Origin of the sequence: Pseudomonas cavernicola (genome assembly GCF_003596405.1) — a bacterium.
In the GTDB taxonomy this organism is placed as follows: Bacteria; Pseudomonadota; Gammaproteobacteria; order Pseudomonadales; family Pseudomonadaceae; genus Aquipseudomonas; species Aquipseudomonas cavernicola.
The window spans coordinates 2,868,631-2,887,140 of the sequence record NZ_QYUR01000002.1 but is presented as its reverse complement, the minus strand read 5'-3'; the positions used below and the strand labels follow the sequence as shown (position 1 = coordinate 2,887,140).

At 62.7% G+C, this 18,510-nt stretch carries 10 protein-coding genes; 5 read left to right on the top strand and 5 right to left on the bottom strand.

All coding sequences use genetic code 11. The features are described 5' to 3' along the window. Positions 1–336: 336 nt before the first annotated feature. On the top strand, positions 337–897 hold the full coding sequence (locus tag D3879_RS13710) for a hypothetical protein (RefSeq protein WP_147411144.1): 561 nt from the start codon (positions 337–339) through the stop codon (positions 895–897). A gap of 280 nt (positions 898–1,177) precedes the next feature. On the opposite strand, the gene D3879_RS26310 is transcribed toward D3879_RS13710, so the two are convergent. Beyond that, positions 1,178–1,831: a hypothetical protein gene (locus D3879_RS26310; RefSeq protein WP_147411142.1), complete on the bottom strand. Its 654-nt coding sequence runs from the start codon at positions 1,829–1,831 to the stop codon at positions 1,178–1,180. Continuing rightward, entirely contained in the window at positions 1,809–2,714 is a 906-nt protein-coding gene (locus D3879_RS13700) for a LysR family transcriptional regulator (RefSeq protein WP_119954762.1), read from the bottom strand. The genes D3879_RS26310 and D3879_RS13700 overlap by 23 nt, the downstream gene beginning before the upstream one ends. Positions 2,715–2,813: 99 nt before the next feature. Between D3879_RS13700 and D3879_RS13695 the strand changes: the two genes are divergently transcribed. Continuing rightward, on the top strand, positions 2,814–4,601 hold the full coding sequence (locus tag D3879_RS13695) for an alkyl/aryl-sulfatase (protein ID WP_119954761.1): 1,788 nt from the start codon (positions 2,814–2,816) through the stop codon (positions 4,599–4,601). Positions 4,602–4,814: 213 nt separating this feature from the next. Continuing rightward, positions 4,815–5,060, top strand: a complete 246-nt coding sequence (locus tag D3879_RS27055) for a DUF1145 domain-containing protein (RefSeq protein WP_274381377.1) — start codon at positions 4,815–4,817, stop codon at positions 5,058–5,060. 28 nt (positions 5,061–5,088) lie between these two features. Here D3879_RS27055 and D3879_RS13685 read toward each other — a convergent pair whose 3' ends face one another. Beyond that, on the bottom strand, positions 5,089–5,724 hold the full coding sequence (locus tag D3879_RS13685; protein WP_177412402.1) for a potassium channel family protein: 636 nt from the start codon (positions 5,722–5,724) through the stop codon (positions 5,089–5,091). 168 nt (positions 5,725–5,892) lie between these two features. On the opposite strand from D3879_RS13685, the gene lapG reads away from it, so the two are divergent. Both lapG and lapD read left to right on the top strand, forming a co-directional pair. Then, a complete protein-coding gene (lapG, locus tag D3879_RS13680; RefSeq protein WP_119954758.1) occupies positions 5,893–6,597 on the top strand; it encodes a cysteine protease LapG in 705 nt (234 codons plus the stop codon). Positions 6,598–6,611: 14 nt separating this feature from the next. Beyond that, complete coding sequence (lapD, locus tag D3879_RS13675; protein WP_119954757.1) at positions 6,612–8,558, top strand: cyclic di-GMP receptor LapD; 1,947 nt, start codon at positions 6,612–6,614, stop codon at positions 8,556–8,558. A 192-nt stretch (positions 8,559–8,750) separates the two neighbouring features. Here the strand turns inward: lapD and D3879_RS13670 are convergent, their stop codons facing one another. Both D3879_RS13670 and D3879_RS13665 read right to left on the bottom strand, forming a co-directional pair. After that, positions 8,751–9,089, bottom strand: coding sequence for a tryptophan synthase subunit beta (locus D3879_RS13670; protein ID WP_119954756.1), 339 nt, complete (start codon positions 9,087–9,089; stop codon positions 8,751–8,753). Between the two features lie 78 nt (positions 9,090–9,167). Further along, positions 9,168–18,179, bottom strand: coding sequence for a retention module-containing protein (locus D3879_RS13665; RefSeq protein ID WP_158592083.1), 9,012 nt, complete (start codon positions 18,177–18,179; stop codon positions 9,168–9,170). Positions 18,180–18,510 lie beyond the last annotated feature (331 nt).

The window sequence follows — 18,510 nt, the reverse complement described above, 5'->3', positions numbered from 1 at the left end:
GCGCCTGGTGCCTAAGGCAATTCTTGCTGGCACTCCGAACCTCAACCAGATGCAAAATTGGACAGTTTCCAGCACCTCATGTTCCAGGCGAGGAACACCCCAAATCGGGGTGCCAATGCCCGCGCCCCGCATAAGCCAGGCCGGCTAAACAGCGCAGCGGCGAGCATTGCGCCAAGCCTGTGGTGTGGCTTGTTGGGGCTTGAAACAACTGGCAACGGAATATGGCCAAACCACGCTCAGCACTCTGCTTGGGCCCACGCTGTCAAACTCAGCGGGAGCGATAGTAGGTGCCGGTACTCACTGGTGCCGCCCCCTTAGCGGTCGAAGGAGGCCGCCATGATGTTCTGCCGATCTATGTTGCTGGCGGTGTTGAGTTTGTTTGTGGGTGGTTGTGCGGTTTATGACTATGACGATGATCGTAGCTACCCCCGCTACTACAGCGGTGGCTACGGCGGTCACAACTACAGTAATGGCTACAACGTGCGGCGTTATGACGTTTACCCCAGCCCGCGCTATTACGATTACGGCAACCGCCGTTACGATTCTCGAAGCCATGACGTTCGGCGTTATGACACCCGGCGTTACGACTCGCGTCGCTACGATCATCACCAATATCAGCAGCAGCGTTATGTCGCGCCGCCGCGCTATCAGCCACCGGCACCGCGCTATTACAGCCCAACCAGGCACTCAAGCAGGCGCGGTTGGGAGCAGGGGGATCGGGGTGGCTATCAGATGCCGCAAGCTCATGACCGTGGGCACGGTTACCGGCCTTCCAATCAGGTCGGCTCGCCACGGCGCGACCGCGACCGCGACCATGATCGAAACCGCGATCACAACCGAGACCGCGATCACGACCGAGACCACAACCGCGATCATGACCGTCGGCAGTGGAATTAGCCGGCAAGTGTGGGAAACGCCGCACCCTCTTTCCTGAGTTGTTCGAGCATGGCCTGCGCCGCGGGAGACAGGCTGTGCCCGGCGCGGCAGACCAGGCCGTAGGCGGAGGGCCGGTTTTTTTCGCGATGACTTATGCCCGCTCATGAAGCGCGGAGAGTCATTTTGGTACGGCTTGCCGGGGCTTGAAACAACTGGCGACAGAATATGGCCAAACCCCGCTCAGCACTCTGCTGGTGCCTGCGCTGTCAAATTTGGTACAGGTGATTGTAGGTGCCGGTACTCACTGGTGCCGCCCCCTTAGCGGTCGAAGGAGGCCGCCATCATGTTCTGCCGATCTATGCTGCTGGCGGTGGTGGGTCTGTTTCTGAGTGGTTGCGCGGTGTATGGCTACGACGGCTACAGCGGCTATCCCCGCTATTACAACCGCGGCGATTATCGAATACACCTCTACTATGACTCGCCGTTCTTTTACCCTTACTACCTTTCCGATCATCGTCGCTTCGACCACCACCGGCATGACTTCCGTCGTTTCGACCATCGAATGGATCATCGTTTCGACAGGCGCTTCGACCGGCGCTTCGACGATCGAATGGATCATCGCTTCGACAGGCGCTTCGACAGGCGCTTCGATCATCGAATAGATCATCGTTTCGACAGGCGCTTCGATAATCGAATGGATCATCGCTTCGACCGGCGCTTCGACAAGCGCTTCGATCATCGAATAGATCATCGTTTCGACAGGCGCTTCGACCGGCGCTTTGACCGGCGCTTCGACAACTTCCACGAGCGCCGCCACGACTTCACCCCACGCCTGCGGACCTGGGGCCAGAACGACCGCCAGCAGTTTCAGGTACAGCCCATCAGAACCCGCTTCGCGACAACCACAGTGGCTGGTCGCTGAAGAACCGTTACTAGCCTGCAGGAAACGCTGCATCCTCTTTCCGGAGTTGTTCGAGCATGGCCTGCGCCGCGGGCGACAGGCTATGCCCGGCGCGGCTGACCAGGCCGTAAGCGGAGCGCTGAGGCAACTCGCCTGGCGCCATTGGCAGTACGTCCAGGCGACCGGCCTCGACATCTTCGGCAATCACATCCCAGGGCGCCATGCTCAGCACGTCGCTTTCCGCGACCAGGGCTTTGAGCACCATGAAGTTGTCGCATTGAATCCCCAATAGCTGCTCGCGGCCACTGAGTTGACGCAGTGCGCTGGCGACTTGCTCGGGCAACTGGGTGCCGGCCAGCGGGTAGTCGGCCAGCGTGCGAATGCTCACGTTGGGCTGTTTCAACAGCGGATGGCCAGGGCGGCAGAACAACACGCCGGGATGCGTCTGCAAGGGCTCGATGGCCAATTGCGGGTCGTCGTGCAACTCGCGGGTATCGGCCACGAACAACTCGATGGCTTCATTCATTAGCCGCTCCCGCAGGCTGCGCCAATCCTCGATGATCAACTGCACATGAACCTTGGGATACTGCCGAGCAAACTGCCCGAGTGCGCGCGGCACCAGGCGCGCGGCGGGGTAGGGGCCGGCCCCCAGGCGCAACTCACCCGCTTCGAGGTTACCTAGCTGGCTGACGGCATTTTGCAGGGAGCGGCTAGCCCCCAGCAGGCGCCGGGCATGTTCCAGCACCAGTTGGCCGTAGGCTGTCAGTACGGCGTTACGCGGCCCGCGATCGAGCAGGCGGCAACCGAGGCTGGCTTCCAGCGCCTGAATGCTGCGCGAGAGGGCCGGCTGACTGAGATTGACCGACTCGGCGGCGCGGGCGAAATGGCCGTGCTCGGCAAGGGCGACGAAGTGACGAAGCTGGCGTAGATCATTCATGCAGAACTCGCATTAAAAGCTGGATAATTTTGCATTGGAATTATCAGTCTGCCTTTGCCAGTCTGCCAGCGTCTATAACAACAACTGATAAAAACGCCTATGAACTCCCTAACTCGTTTCAGTGGCCTGTTGCTGGCTGCGGCTTTACCGTTGACTGCCCTGGCAGATCTGCCAGAAGAGCGCATCGAACCTTCGATCAACGCCGAGCTGGCCGAGCACACCAAGGTGTTCAACAAGCAGATCTACAAAGTCGCCGACAACGTCTACTCGGCGGTGGGTTGGAGTATCGCCAACAGCGTGATGATCGTGGCGCCGGACGGGCTCATCATTGTCGACGCCGGCGAGTCGGTGGAGGAGTCGCGCAAGGTCTTCGCCGAGTTCCGCAAGGTCACCGACAAGCCGGTCAAGGCCATCGTCTACACCCACTTCCACCCGGACCATATCAACGGCGTCAAAGGCTTCGTCACCGAAGAGCAAGTGAAAAGCGGCGAGGTGCAGATCTACGCCCACGATACCCTGCTGGAAAACGTGGTGACTCAGGGTGCGCTGGTCGGGCCGATTCTCGGCATGCGCTCGGCCTACACCTTTGGAGCCATGCTGAATGCCGCCGACCGCAAGGACATGAACGGCGGCATCGGCCCGATTGCCGTAGGCGGGGCAAGCTCCTTTATTCCGCCGACCATCACCTTTAAACAACAATTGGACACCACGATCGCCGGCCTCAAGGTGCAGTTTCGTTGGGCGCCGAGTGAGGCGCCGGACGAGATCGTCATGTACCTGCCGGACAACCGCGTGCTGATCAGCGCGGAAGTCGACCAGGGGCCCACCTTGCCAAACATCCACACCCTGCGCGGCACCAAGTTCCGCGATCCGGTGCTGTGGGTTAACAGCCTCGATCTGTTGCGCAGCTTCAATGCCGAATACATGGTGCCGTTGCACGGCCGGCCGGTAACTGGCCAGGACAAGGTCGAGGAAGTGCTGCGCATGACCCGCGACGGTATTGCCTATATTCATGACCAGACCGTGCGCTGGATGAACAAAGGCCTGACCCCGGACGAGTTGGTCGAGAAGGTCAAACTGCCGCCGCACCTGGCCGGCTATGCACCCTATCTGCGTGAGTACTATGGCACGGTCAAACACAGCGTGCGGCAGATCTACCAAGGCTACCTCGGCTGGTTCCAGGGTGACCCGGTGGATCTCGATCCAACCCCGCCAGTGGAGAAGGACAAGCGCCTGATCGGCATGATGGGTGGCCGCGACAAGGTGCTGCTGGCAGCTGGCGATGCCTATCTGAAGGGCGACTATCAGTGGGCGGCCGAGCTGGCGGGCTATGCGATTCGCGTCGACCATGAGGACAAGCTGGCGCGCGATATCAAGGCGCGCAGTTTCCGTAAGCTCGGCTATGCGCAGATGAATATCAACTGGCGCAACTGGTACCTGATGAGCGCCATGGAGCTGGAGGGCTCCTTGGGCGAAGAGCAGTCACTGGCACTGGCCCAGCGTCTGCGCGGCACCTTCCTCTCGCCGGACATGCTGAAGAACCTGCCGGTGAACATCTTCCTGCAGAACTGGGTCACCCGCGTCGACCCGGACCAGGCCAACGATGTGCAGTTGACCCTGGGCTTCAGCTTCCCCGATATCAAGGAAGAGTGGGCACTGGAGGTTCGTCGTGGTGTGGTGCAGTTGCACCAGGGCATTCCGGCTGGCACCACACTCAAGCTGACCCTCGACAAGACCTACCTGGACACGGTGATCAGCGGCGAGAACAGCCTACTCAAGGGGGCCGTGCTGGGGGATGTGAAGGTCGATGGCAGTCTGCTGGATATCAAGACCTTCCTTGGCTGCTTCGACTTCGCCGAGGCACCCCTCGCGCTGACGGTGCGCTGAGTTAAGCGACCTCTGGGAAAACCGATTTCCTGGGCTCCCGTGCAAGCGGGGGCCCAGGCGCCGGGGTGCATCTGGAGTATGCAGCGTGGCCGCGATTTGGGCGTTCAACTGTCCAACCAGCGCGCTGTTCCAATCGAAAGTGCAGACGGCAGCCATCGAGCGGGTCGGCAAACTGCTACGGGTCTTCCCAACACTCAAGCGGAGCTTTGCACACTGAATATCGGGTCTTTCGCCAAGGGTGCGGTGGCCATGTTTTGGCTGATGGCAGTGCTCAATTTGCTGTTTCCCTTTGGTCGACCACTTCAAGGGCCAATCTCGCTGATCGCCGGAGTCATGCTGCTGGTGCATATCGCTGAGGTGTTGCTGTACAACCGCCGCTTGGCCGTGCGTCCGTTGCCTTGGTTGGAGCGTCTGCAAGTGCTGTTATTTGGCGTGTTGCACCTGCGCAGCCTGCGCTAACCGCGCGCAGTTCGCTGGGTGCGCCAGTCTAGAAGCTTTCGTCCTTGTCGTTGAGCAAGCTCAGGCTGCGCGCTACCGCCAGGGCAATGAACAGCACGCCGACCACGGCTTCGCTGACTGCCAGCAGGCGGGCAGCGGGGCCGATGGCGTGGATATCGCCGTAACCCAGGGTGGTCAGGGTTGTCAGGCTGAAATAGATGAAGTCATCCAACTGCAGCGGGCCTTGCTCGCTGTAGAACGCGTCCGGCCAGAAGCCGCCGATGACTTGATAGCCGAAGGCGAAGGCCAGGGCAATTTGCAAGTAGAGCGCGGTCATGCCGTAGAGCAGTTCGCTGGTGACCGGTCGCTCGTGGGTCACTCGGCGGAACAGGGTGAAGAACAGCGCCAGGTACAGAAAGATCAGCGCCAGGCCGTTGGTGATCGGCGCCGGCAGTGTCAGCCAGTTGCCGAAAGCCAGCAGTAACAGATTGAGTGTGCCAATGGTGCCGACCAGCCGCAGGAACACCTGCCGATGGCGCAAGGTATTGATCCCGGCCAACACCAACAGCAATAAGGCACCCAACTCCAACCACTTAGGTGGTTGTGGCCAGCCCACGATGACGGTGAGACAGACGCTGCTGGCGAACAACAGGCGGAAGCGGTAGCGCAGCAAAAACAGGTTCAAGAAGCATCTCCTTGGCTGGATGCTGAGCAGTCTGACCATGGGGGCTGGGGCTGTCCAGGCTTCTGCCTCTTTCGTCACGGCGTGGTTGATTGCAATGTGCCATTGTCTTTTTTCGGTGCAACACGCACCATCCGCACGCTTTCAATTTGACCGCATGGACTACGCGCAGTGGCGGTACGTTTCGCATTCCCCCGCAGCCGCTGCTGCCTATGGCTGACCACAGCCAGCTCAAGCCTGCTGACGTGCTTGTTGCTGAGCAGCCTGCATGCCGACTGGGATTTTTCCCTGATCAGTCGGCGGGCGGAGGTGCTCTATGGTCCGCTGGGTGAGGGGCGCCAGCGCATCGATGACTGGCAGCGCTTGCTGGTTAGTCATGCGCAGGTCAGCGAGCTAGAAAAGCTGCGAGTGGTTAACCGCTTCTTCAATCGGCAGCTGCGCTTTCAGGATGATCAAAGTCTCTGGCATGAAACCGATTATTGGGCCTCGCCGGTCGAGTCGTTACGCCAAGGCGCTGGGGACTGTGAAGACTTCGCCATCGCTAAGTATTTCAGCCTGCGGCACCTGGGCGTCGCCAGCGAAAAACTGCGGATTACCTATGTCAAAGCCTTGCGCTTGAATCAGGCGCACATGGTCGTGACCTATTACGCCAGCCCGGCAGCCACCCCGCTGGTCTTGGACAACCTAAACCCGGCCATTCTGCCGGCCAGTCAGCGTAACGACCTGCTGCCGGTCTATGCCTTCAACGGTGAAGGCCTCTGGCTGCCTGGATCGGGTGGGAACAAGCGGGTAGGCGACAGCAAGCGCTTGTCGCGTTGGCAAGACCTGTTGAAGAAAATGCGCACGGAAGGCTTTCCCGCGGAGCCGGTCTACTAGAAGTAGGAGCTGAGATGTCCCTGTTCAAGCAATTATTGATCGCGATTTGTCTGTTTCTCGTGATCGCCTTTGGCGGCAGTTTTATGGTCAGCCTGAAAAGCTCGCGGGCGCAGTACGTCAATCAACTGCGCTCCCACGCGCAGGATGCGGCCACGGCGTTGGGCCTGTCGCTAACGCCGAATATCGATGATCCGGCGATGGTCGAATTGATGGTCAGTTCGATTTTCGACAGCGGCTATTTCGCCAGCATCCGCGTGGTCGATATGGCCACGGGCAAGGTGATGGTCGAGCGCAGTGGGATTTCGAATGAAACCCAGGTGCCGGCGTGGTTCGTGAAGTTGATCGGCCTGCAGTCGGCCGGCGGCGATGCCATTGTCAGCCGTGGTTGGGCGCAGGCGGCGCGGGTTGAGGTGGTCAGCCACCCGATGTTCGCCATCGCCAAGCTCTGGCAAAGCGCCTTGGGTAGCCTCGGCTGGCTGCTGCTTTGTGGTCTGGTCAGCGCAGGTTTAGGCGCGGTGCTGCTGCGCCGGCAGCTGAAACCTTTGGATTACATGGTCGAGCAGTCACGCGCCATCGCTCGCCGTGAGTTTCTCAGCCTGCCGGAGCTGCCGCGCACTCCCGAGTTGAAGCGCGTGGTGCAAGCGATGAACCAGATGGTCGAGAAGCTCAAGACGCTGTTTCAGGAACAGGCCGAACGCAGTGAAAAACTCCGTGAGGACGCCTATCAAGACAGCCTGACCGGGCTGGCCAACCGACGTTACTTCGACATGCAGCTGCATGCGCGGCTGAGCGTAGAGGAACATGCCTGCTCCGGTTATCTGCTGTTGTTGCGGGTGAATGACCTGGTCGGGCTGAACCAGCGCTTGGGCGGGCAGCGCACCGACCAATTGCTCAAGGCGGTGGGCGAACAACTGCTGCGTCTGAGCGCGGAGTATCCGGAAACCAGTGATCTGGTCGCGCGCAGCCGCGGCGGCGAGTTCGCCGTGCTGGCGCCAGGCCTGGTGCGAGAGGAGGCCGAACAATTGGTGCAGCGCTTGGAAGCGGCGCTGGAAAGCCTGCGCGCCACCGGTGCCTCGGATTGCACGCCGGTCGCCTATATGGGCCTCGCTTCGTTCAACCCCGGCGACTCGTCGCAATCCTTGCTTGGCCTGGCGGATGAAGCGCTGACCCAGGCCGAGGGCCTTGGCGAGCACACCTGGGTTCGTCTCGAACGCAGTGAAGTGCCGAGTATCGGCGAGGAGCGGCACGTCTGGCACCGCCTGCTTGATCAGGCGCTGAATGAGGGCCGCTTCCGTCTGTTCTTCCAGCCAGTGGTGGACTGCCGCAACACCGAGCGCGTGCTGCATTACAAAGTGCTCTCGCGCCTGCTCGACGATCAGGGTGAAAGCATCCCGGCTGGGCGCTTTCTGCCCTGGCTGGAGCGCTTTGGCTGGTCGGCGCGGCTGGATCAGGTGATGCTGGAACTGGTGCTGCAACAGATGGCCGGGCACAGCGAACCGCTGGCCTTGAACCTTTGCGCCGCAACTCTGCGCGACCCGCAAGCGCTGAACCGTATGCTGGAGCGCTTGCGTCAGCACCCACAGCTCGGCCCGCGCTTGATCCTCGAATTGGAAGAGTCGCAGTTACCGGAACAGGCAGTGCTTGAACAGTTGATCCGCCGCCTGCGCGAGTTGGGCTTCTCTCTCAGCCTGCAACACTTCGGTGGCCGCTTCAGCATGATCGGCAACCTGGCGCGTCTTGGATTGGCTTACCTGAAGATCGATGGCAGTTATATCCGTGACATCGATCAGGAAAACGATAAGCGCCTGTTTATCGAAGCCATGCAGCGCGCGGCCCATAGCATCGACCTGCCGCTGATCGCGGAGCGAGTCGAGACTCAGGGTGAGTTGGAGGTGCTGAGGGCGATGGGCTTCCAGGGTGGACAGGGGCGCTTGTTTGGGGAACCCGCGCAGTGGCGGTGAGGCTTGGTCTCGAGTCCGGGCTAAAGACTGCTGTTCTCGGCCTTTTATCTGCGTTGCCTGCTTGTCTCCCCTCTACCTTTGGGAGAGGGGCTGGGGGAGAGGGAGGCTTAGCACGATAGATTGGTAGGACGGGTGCAACCTGCGAGGCAATCTCACAGCCAGCTATAGGTCATGGGGTGAACGAGAAAGACCTCAGATCACCCCAGCCTCTTCATCATTGATCAACCGACTCAACCCACCCAATGCTTCCCGCGCCTGGGTGCGGTTCATCAGTTTGGATTGCGCCGCCGGCGGTAGGTCGGTGATGCGGATTACGCCTTTGCTCATCAAGACCTGAATCAAGTCGTCGAGTACCCGAATCATGTCCAGATCGCTCTGTTGCAGCTGCAACAGGCTGGTTTCCACGGTTTGATTGGCGAACCAGGCTTGTACCTCCTGGTCGTCGGCGGTCAGCGTCTGGTCCATCTCGGTAAAAGCCACAGCCTCGACCCGCATCAGCAGACCTCGGGCATCGCGTTGTACGTAGAACATCGGCAATCCTTCTGGCTCTGTCTGTTTGCCTTAGCCGCAGGCACTTGCACGGCTGCGGGCAAGGGCTGACCGAAGTCGTTAGTTTTGGTCGACCTTCACCAATGGATCGGCACCGGCTATCAGCGAGTTGACGATCTGCGCCGAGCTGGCCCCGTAGGTGGTCAGGTCTACCCCTTGTAGCTGGATAGTCACATCTGCGCCACCTGCAAAGTTGCCCGTGGTGCTCACCTGCAGGGTGGAGGTTGCGGTGTTCACCTGCAGGTAGCTGAGGATGTCGTTGCTGGCGTTATCCGGCAGCAGATCGCTCAGGTCGATGCGGTCACCCTGGGCGGCGCTGAAGTCCTTGATCACGTCGTTGCCGGTATCGCCGGCACGCCAGACGAAGGAGTCCTTACCTGCATCGCCACGCATGACATCGTTGCCGGTGCCGCCGACGAGGATGTCATTGCCCGAGCCACCACGTAGTCCATCCACCCCGGCGCCGCCGTAAAGCACGTCGGAACCCGCACCACCGTAGATCAGGTCAACGCCAGCCTCGCCGAAGACATGGTCGTTGCCACTGCCTGCATGGCCGAGGTCTGCCCACTCGCTGGCGGGCTGGCTGCTACTGGCGCTGGTCATGCGGGCGGTCAGGCTCAGCGTACTGTCGGATAGCAGCAAGGCGCTGTCATCCAGGTTTAGCAGGTTGGTTGCGCTCACATCAGCACGGGTTACCGCCAGACCAGTGACCGGGTGGTTGTTGTTGCCCGAGTCCCCCAGGTAGATGAAGTCATTACCGGCGCCGGCTTCGACATAGTCATTGCCGCCAAGGGTGCTGATCAGTTTGCTCGTTGTGCTTGTTGCTTGATTGATCGCATCGTTGCTGCTTGTCCCGGTAATGCTCTCGCTGGAAGTGAAGCCGCCATCAAAGGCGATGTTCAGTGACTTGATGGTGGTACTGTCACCATCGCCATCCACCCCAGCAACGCCAAGTTTGATGGATTGGTCGTAAGCACTGGCGTGGCCGCTGATTCCGTTGATCATGAGCTTGTAACTGGTGCCGGATGAAGCTCCGAGGGAGATGCTGCTGAATGCATGGCCGTTCAACAGGCTGGTACTGACGGTGAAGCTCGCATCGCTGCCATTCTGTCCGGCTACAGTACCGTTGCCCAGGCTGCTTCCGTCGGCTGCGTAGGCGGTCCAGGTCAGAGTTTCACCATTGCCCAGCTTGTCGGTTTTGAACGACATCGAGGTCATGGTGGTGGCGGCTTGCGTGTCGACGTCGCGCAAGGTGAAACTGAGTACGTCCTCAGCGTCGATTGACTGACCGGCCGCAACCCCGAAGAAGTTGGCGGAGGTATTTACCGTCGAAACTATGCCATTGGTGGTGGCAGTGGCGACCATCTCGAAATGACTGCCGGCGCCCAGTTGGAATACCCCAGAGTTACCGCCCGAGATGTTGAAGTTGGAAATCGAGGCGATTGCCGAGTCCAGTGTCTTGAAGTTGGTGACCTGGTATTCCCCGGTAACCGGATTGGCAGAAACTTTGAACACGGCAGTGCCATCGCTGGTTATCGCGGTCAGCGAGCCATCGGCAGCATTCACGTAATGCAGCTTACTGTCCTGGTAGGTCAGATAGGTAGAGCTGCTGATCAGGGTGCCGTTTTGGTCATAGGTGCTGGCCAGAATGTTGCCGGTGGCATCGACCGAACCGGAAATGCTGGAAAACTGGACTTCAGAGCCTGTTGCATCGGCGCCGATCGACAGGCCAAGGTTGCCTGTGGCTATGGTTCCGGCAGCGGTCATCAACTCGACGCCGGTCGGCGTTCCCAGTGTCGGGCTGTCGTCTTCGACATTAATGGTCAAGGTGTTGCTGGTAGTGGTCGAGCCATCGTTGACGTTGACCGTCACACCGAAGGAACGCAGGTCCTCGCTGCTGGTGCCGGCATGATCCAGCGGGCCGGCGAGGGCGACGCTGTAGTTGCCCTGGTTGTCGATGCCGATAGTGACGATCGTCTTGCCACCAGCACTGCCTGTCAGCAGGTTGGTGCCACTGCCCGACCACTGAACGCTCTGCCCACCGGAGGTCAGGGCGGTGCTCGGTGCGCCGAGGGTGACGATGAAACTGCTGCCGGCATCGACGTCACTGATGCTGATGTTGCCGGTTACCGTCAAGCTGTTGGTGGTGTCCGTACTGCCCAAGCTGTCTGCATTCGCGCCGGTCAGACCCTCTTCTGAAACAATGGCTGAGCCTGTTCCAACAACCGGGGCATCGTTAGTGCCGGTAAGGCTGATGGTCACATCGCGGTAGCTCTGGGCGCCGTGGTTGTCGGTGACGCTGACCCGGTAGACCAGGGTCAGGGCCTGGCCGGCGGCCAGATCGTCCAGGGCGCCGGCGGCGACCGTGTAGGTCCAACTGATCTCGCCCGCGCCGTCGCCGCTAGCCGGATCGCTGATGACCGGGGTGAAAGAGCCGCGCGCGGCGGTGGTGCCGTTGAGGGAGTCGCTCGCCGATTGCAGGATGGCGTTGACCGTATGGGTATCGATCAGATCGACATCGCTGAAGGTGAGCACGCCGCTCGAGGTCAGGTTGCCGCTGTTCTCATTGGCGGAGCCGTCCACCCGCTCGGTCAGGCTGCCGGTCGCGCCTGTCAGGGCGTTAGTCAGCGAGACTTGCAGTTGATAGCCGAGCCCGGCCGAAATCGAGTTGTTCGGATTGAACGGATCGGTGCCCGCTAAATAGCTGCCGACCGAAATATAGTAGGTGCCCGGTTGGGCGAAGGTGTAGCTCAGGTAGGCGTCATAATCGTGTGCGCTACCACCGGCGCCAGAGGTGATCGCGGCGTCATCGTTATAGGTGAGGCGCGTGCCGTTTGCATCCCAGAGATGGATGACCGAATCGAGCCCGCTGCCATCAGCCGCGCGCGCATGGTCGATATCGAATACCGCGGTGCTGCCGGCCTGGGTGACCGTGAAGACGTAATAGTCCGCCGCGCCGTTGCCGATCGAGTTGATCGAGACGAAAGGCGTGGTCGTAGAGTTCAGCACATCCGCGTTGGCGACTTGGACGAAGGAGCCGTCCAGCCCGATGGCGCTGGCGAAACTGTGGTTCGCCTGGGTTTGTGGCTTGGTGATGACGCCCGCCACGTTGCCCAGGCTGGCCTGCATCAGCGGCGCATCGTTAGTGCCGGTGATGGTGAGGTTCAGCACGCTTTGGCTGGCGGCGCCGTGCTCGTCGGTGACACTGAAAGGCACATTGATTTGCCGTTCTTCGCCGGCAGCCAGGGCCTGGTAGGCCGCGTTGCTCGGGTCGAAGGTCCAACTGCCGGTCGTGCTGTCGAGGCTGAAACCCGCCGGTGCGGCGGCGTTCAGGCTAAAGGTCAGCATGGCGTCCTGGTCGAGGTCACTGGCCGCCAACTGGCCGGTGATCGCGGCGCCGTCTTCCACTGCGGTGGCGCTGGTCGCCGTGGCGACCGGCGTATCGTTCACCGGCGTGACGTTCAGGGTCAGGGTGTTTGGCGCGGGGCTGAACGCGCCTGACGCGTCCTGGACCGAGAAGCTCAGGCTGGCGTAGTTGTTGCCGTTGGCGTTAGCCGCCGGAGTGAAAGTCAGGCTGCCGAGCTGGGCCAGGCTGATCACCTGACCCGCGCTCACGGCCACGCCGCCCAGGGTCAGCGAACCGGCGCCCGGCAGAGCGTCGATGCGCACGGCTTGCAGGCTGTCGCCGGCATCCACATCGCTGAAGCCAAAGTCGCTGGCGGCGAAGACTTTGCTGCTGTCTTCGTTGATGCTGAAAGTGTTGTCAGTACCTGCCGGCGCCTCGTTCAGATTGGTGAGGTTGAGGGTCACGTTGGTGACCGGAGAAGAGTTGCCGGCGGCATCGAGGGCCACGACCTGGACGGTGAAGCTGTTAGCCCCGGTCTCGAAGTCATTGGTGGCCGCGCCGGCGGCGGCCCCAGCGGCAGTGAGAGTGATGGCGCCGCTGTTGCTGATGGCGAAGAAGCCGTCAGCGGACACCTGGGTGCCGTTGCTGAAGCGATAGCCGGTAACGCCGACGCTGTCGCTGGCGGCGACGGCGCCGAGTGTGCTGCCGGCAACTTGGTTCTCGGCGTAGTTGAAGGTCTGGCTGGCAGTGACGGTCGGGGCGCTGGTGTCGGTGGTGCGGATGTCGCGTTCGGCCTGCACGGCGGGGTTGCCGGCGGCATCGCTGACGTCGGCAGTGACGCTGTAAGTCTGGCCGTCGGCATAGCCGCTGAGGTCGACGCCGCTGAGGCTCCAGGCGTTGTTGGTCACGGTGGCGGTGCCGACGGCGACGCCGTCGATCATCACGCTGACCAGCTGGCCGTTCTCGACGCCGCTGGTGGTGCCGGCGATGGTGACGCTGTTGTCTTCGCTGTCATCGACCACGTCGTTGCCGGCAATGGCGCCGATGCTCACGGTCGGGGCGCTGGTGTCGGTGGTGCGGATGTCGCGTTCGGCCTGCACGGCGGGGTTGCCGGCGGCATCGCTGACGTCGGCAGTGACGCTGTAGGTCTGGCCGTCGGCATAGCCGCTGAGGTCGACGCCGCTGAGGCTCCAGGCGTTGTTGGTCACGGTGGCGGTGCCGACGGCGACGCCGTCGATCATCACGCTGACCAGCTGGCCGTTCTCGACGCCGCTGGTGGTGCCGGCGATGGTGACGCTGTTGTCTTCGCTGTCATCGACCACGTCGTTGCCGGCGATGGCGCCGATGCTCACGGTCGGGGCAGTGGTGTCGGTGGTGCGGATGTCGCGTTCGGCCTGCACGGCGGGGTTGCCGGCGGCATCGCTGACGTCGGCAGTGACGCTGTAAGCCTGGCCGTCGGCATAGCCGCTGAGGTCGACGCCGCTGAGGCTCCAGGCGTTGTTGCTCACGGCGGCGGTGCCGACGGCGACGCCGTCGATCATCACGCTGACCAGCTGGCCGTTCTCGACGCCGCTGGTGGTGCCGGCGATGGTGACGCTGTTGTCTTCGCTGTCATCGACCACGTCGTTGCCGGCGATGGCGCCGATGCTCACGGTCGGGGCGCTGGTGTCGGTGGTGCGGATGTCGCGTGCGGCCTGCACGGCGGGGTTACCGGCGGCATCGCTGACGTCGGCAGTGACGCTGTAAGCCTGGCCGTCGGCATAGCCGCTGAGGTCGACGCCGCTGAGGCTCCAGGCGTTGTTGCTCACGGCGGCGGTGCCGACGGCGACGCCGTCGATCATCACGCTGACCAGCTGGCCGTTCTCGACGCCGCTGGTGGTGCCGGCGATGGTGACGCTGTTGTCTTCGCTGTCATCGACCACGTCGTTGCCGGCGATGGCGCCGATGCTCACGGTCGGGGCCGTGGTGTCGGTGGTGCGGATGTCGCGTTCGGCCTGCACGGCGGGGTTGCCGGCGGCATCGCTGACGTCGGCAGTGACGCTGTAGGTCTGGCCGTCGGCATAGCCGCTGAGGTCGACGCCGCTGAGGCTCCAGACGTTGTTGGTCACGGTGGCGGTGCCGACGGCGACGCCATCGATCATCACGCTGACCAGCTGGCCGTTCTCGACGCCGCTGGTGGTGCCGGCGATGGTGACGCTGTTGTCTTCGCTGTCATCGACCACGTCGTTGCCGGCGATGGCGCCGATGCTCACGGTCGGGGCAGTGGTGTCGGTGGTGCGGATGTCGCGTTCGGCCTGCACGGCGGGGTTGCCGGCGGCATCGCTGACGTCGGCAGTGACGCTGTAAGCCTGGCCGTCGGCATAGCCGCTGAGGTCGACGCCGCTGAGGCTCCAGGCGTTGTTGCTCACGGCGGCGGTGCCGACGGCGACGCCGTCGATCATCACGCTGACCAGCTGGCCGTTCTCGACGCCGCTGGTGGTGCCGGCGATGGTGACGCTGTTGTCTTCGCTGTCATCGACCACGTCGTTGCCGGCGATGGCGCCGATGCTCACGGTCGGGGCAGTGGTGTCGGTGGTGCGGATGTCGCGTTCGGCCTGCACGGCGGGGTTGCCGGCGGCATCGCTGACGTCGGCAGTGACGCTGTAGGTCTGGCCGTCGGCATAGCCGCTGAGGTCGACGCCGCTGAGGCTCCAGACGTTGTTGGTCACGGTGGCGGTGCCGACGGCGACGCCGTCGATCATCACGCTGACCAGCTGGCCGTTCTCGACGCCGCTGGTGGTGCCGGCGATGGTGACGCTGTTGTCTTCGCTGTCATCGACCACGTCGTTGCCGGCGATGGCGCCGATGCTCACGGTCGGGGCAGTGGTGTCGCCAACGCTTGCGCTGTCGCTACCGGGAGCCGAGGTGTTGCCGGCCTGATCGATGACGCTGGCGGAAACATTCAAGGGCTGGCCATCGGCCGGCCGGGCGAAGCTGGTGATCACCGCACCGGCGGCGATCTGCGCGTCGGTCAGGACAAAGGTCTGCGGCGTGCCGCTGCCATCGCTGACGGTCAGGCTGTCGCCGGCAATGGCGCCGGCCGGCAGGCCGATGCTGACGGCCACGCTGGTGGCGGAGCCGAGCTCGCTGTTGCTGAGGACGGCATCGTTGTTGGCGTCGGTGCTGATGGTCACGGTCGGTGCGGCAGTGGCCGTGGTGTCGCCAACGATGGCGCTGTCGCTGCCCGGGGCCGAGGTGTTGCCGGCCTGGTCGGTGACGGTGGCGCTGACGTTCAGGGGCTGGCCATCGACCGGCCGGGCGAAGCTGGTGGCGACGGAGCCGGCCAGCACTTGTGCCGGTGTCAGGACAAAGGTCTGCGGCGTGGTGCCATCGGTGACGGTCAGCGTATCGCCGGCGACGGCGCCGGCCGGCAGGCCGATGCTGACGGCCACGCTGGTGGCGGAGCCGAGCTCGGAGCTGCTGAGCGTGCCGTCGTCATTGCTGTCGGTGCTGATGGTCACCGTCGGTGCGGCAGTGGCAGAGGTGTCGACGGCGACCGTATCGCTGCCGGCCGAACCGGCGTTGCCGGCGGTATCGGTGTAGCTGCCGGCGCTGACGGCGACGGTGGCGGTGTTCTCGATATCCGCCGTTGGGGTAAAGGTCGCGGTCCAGACCCGCGGATCGCCGGTGGCGGTCAGGTTACTGAAGGTGCCCTGGGCCGAGCTGAGGTCACCGAGCGCGAAGCCTTCCGGTGGTTCACTGAAGGTGAAGGTCACGCCACTGGTTTCACCGGCCTTGAGGGCGGCCTCGGTGATCTCGACCTGCACGGTCGGCGCGCTGGTGTCGTAGGTAAAGGTCAGCGCCGGGCTCGCCGGGGAGACGTTGCCAGCGCTATCGGTCTGCCGGACATAAACGGTGTTGGCGCCTTCGCTGGGGCTGAAGGTGCTGCTCCAGTCGGTGCCGTTGGTGCTGTATGCGACCGTGCTGCCGGGTTCGATGCCGCCGACGCTGAGGGTGCCGTCTTTGGTGATCCGGTCGGCATTCGAGGTGCCGGTGTCGTCGCTCAGTGTCAGGCTCGGCGCCAGCGGCGCCGAGGTGTCGACGGCGACCGTATCGCTGCCGGCCGAACCGGCGTTGCCGGCGGTATCGGTGTAGCTGCCGGCGCTGACGGCGACGGTGGCGGTGTTCTCGATATCCGCCGTTGGGGTAAAGGTCGCGGTCCAGACCCGCGGATCGCCGGTGGCGGTCAGGTTACTGAAGGTGCCCTGGGCCGAGCTGAGGTCACCGAGCGCGAAGCCTTCCGGTGGTTCACTGAAGGTAAAGGTCACGCCACTGGTTTCACCGGCCTTGAGGGCGGCCTCGGTGATCTCGACCTGCACGGTCGGCGCGCTGGTGTCGTAGGTAAAGGTCAGCGCCGGGCTCGCCGGGGAGACGTTGCCAGCGCTATCGGTCTGCCGGACATAAACGGTGTTGGCGCCTTCGCTGGGGCTGAAGGTGCTGCTCCAGTCGGTGCCGTTGGTGCTGTATGCGACCGTGCTGCCGGGCTCGATGTCGCCGACGCGGAGGGTGCCGTCGCGGCTGATCAGGTCGGCGTTCGAGGTGCCGGTGTCGGTGCTCAGCGTCAGGCTCGGCGCCAGCGGCGCCGAGGTGTCGACGGCGACCGTGTCGCTGCCGGCCGAACCGGCGTTGCCGGCGGTATCGGTGTAGCTGCCGGCGCTGACGGCGACGGTGGCGGTGTTCTCGATATCCGCCGTTGGGGTAAAGGTCGCGGTCCAGACCCGCGGATCGCCGGTGGCGGTCAGGTTACTGAAGGTGCCCTGGGCCGAGCTGAGGTCACCGAGCGCGAAGCCTTCCGGTGGTTCACTGAAGGTAAAGGTCACGCCACTGGTTTCACCGGCCTTGAGGGCGGCCTCGGTGATCTCGACCTGCACGGTCGGCGCGCTGGTGTCGTAGGTAAAGGTCAGCGCCGGGCTCGCCGGGGAGACGTTGCCAGCGCTATCGGTCTGCCGGACATAAACGGTGTTGGCGCCTTCGCTGGGGCTGAAGGTGCTGCTCCAGTCGGTGCCGTTGGTGCTGTATGCGACCGTGCTGCCGGGTTCGATGCCGCCGACGCTGAGGGTGCCGTCTTTGGTGATCCGGTCGGCATTCGAGGTGCCGGTGTCGTCGCTCAGTGTCAGGCTCGGCGCCAGCGGCGCCGAGGTGTCGACGGCGACCGTGTCGCTGCCGGCCGACCCGGTGTTGCCGACGGTGGCGGCGTTGTCTTGCGTGCTAGTGCCGAGATCTTCGGTCAAGGCATCGGCGGAGAAGTCCAGCCCTTGCGTGGCAAAACCAACGGTCGGGTCCAGTTGCTCGGCTGTCGCCTCCAGCAGAACGAAGCTGTGACCGCCACCGACCGCACCGCCAGCGCCGCCTGTACCCGCAGGGCCGGCAGCCGTGGGGGCGAATTCTTGAGTCGGGTCGACACCGGCAGCGATGGCTTGCTGCAGTTCGGCGGCGGACAGGCTTGCCGACTGTTGCGCGTCAGGCATCTGCGCCTCCAGCTCGGCGCTGCTCCATTGCGAGTCGCGACCAAGGTCCACGATGCGGCCATCGGTCAGCTCCAGGCTGACCATGCTCTGCGGGCCGGTTACCAGCTGCTCGCCCTTGAACAGGCGGTCACCTTCGATAAGCAGACGCTGAGCGCCTTCAGGAGTAAGCGCGATGACTTGGCCAACAATGCTTTTGACGATGGCAATAACACTGCTCATGGGTGACGCTCCGTGTTCGAACTGGCTTGTGACTTCCATGCGGCTTCATGGCTTGGTTATGCCTGTGCAGCGGGGAAGAGGCAGGTGAAATCTAGCTATAATTTTGACGTCAAATAACTGTCTTATGATCGTTAGTTATTAAGTTTATGCCAAAGTATTGACCAAACCGCCTCCATCCTAAACAATCCGCCCCGTCATGTCACTTTGATATTGTTGAGGCGTAATGCGATCTCAACGAGAGGCGCTGGCACCGTGTATACGCAGTGCCCATGGGCTCTTCAGTCCTGTTCTCGTCGTGGCATCTTCATTCAAAAATGGACGTTCATCGCCT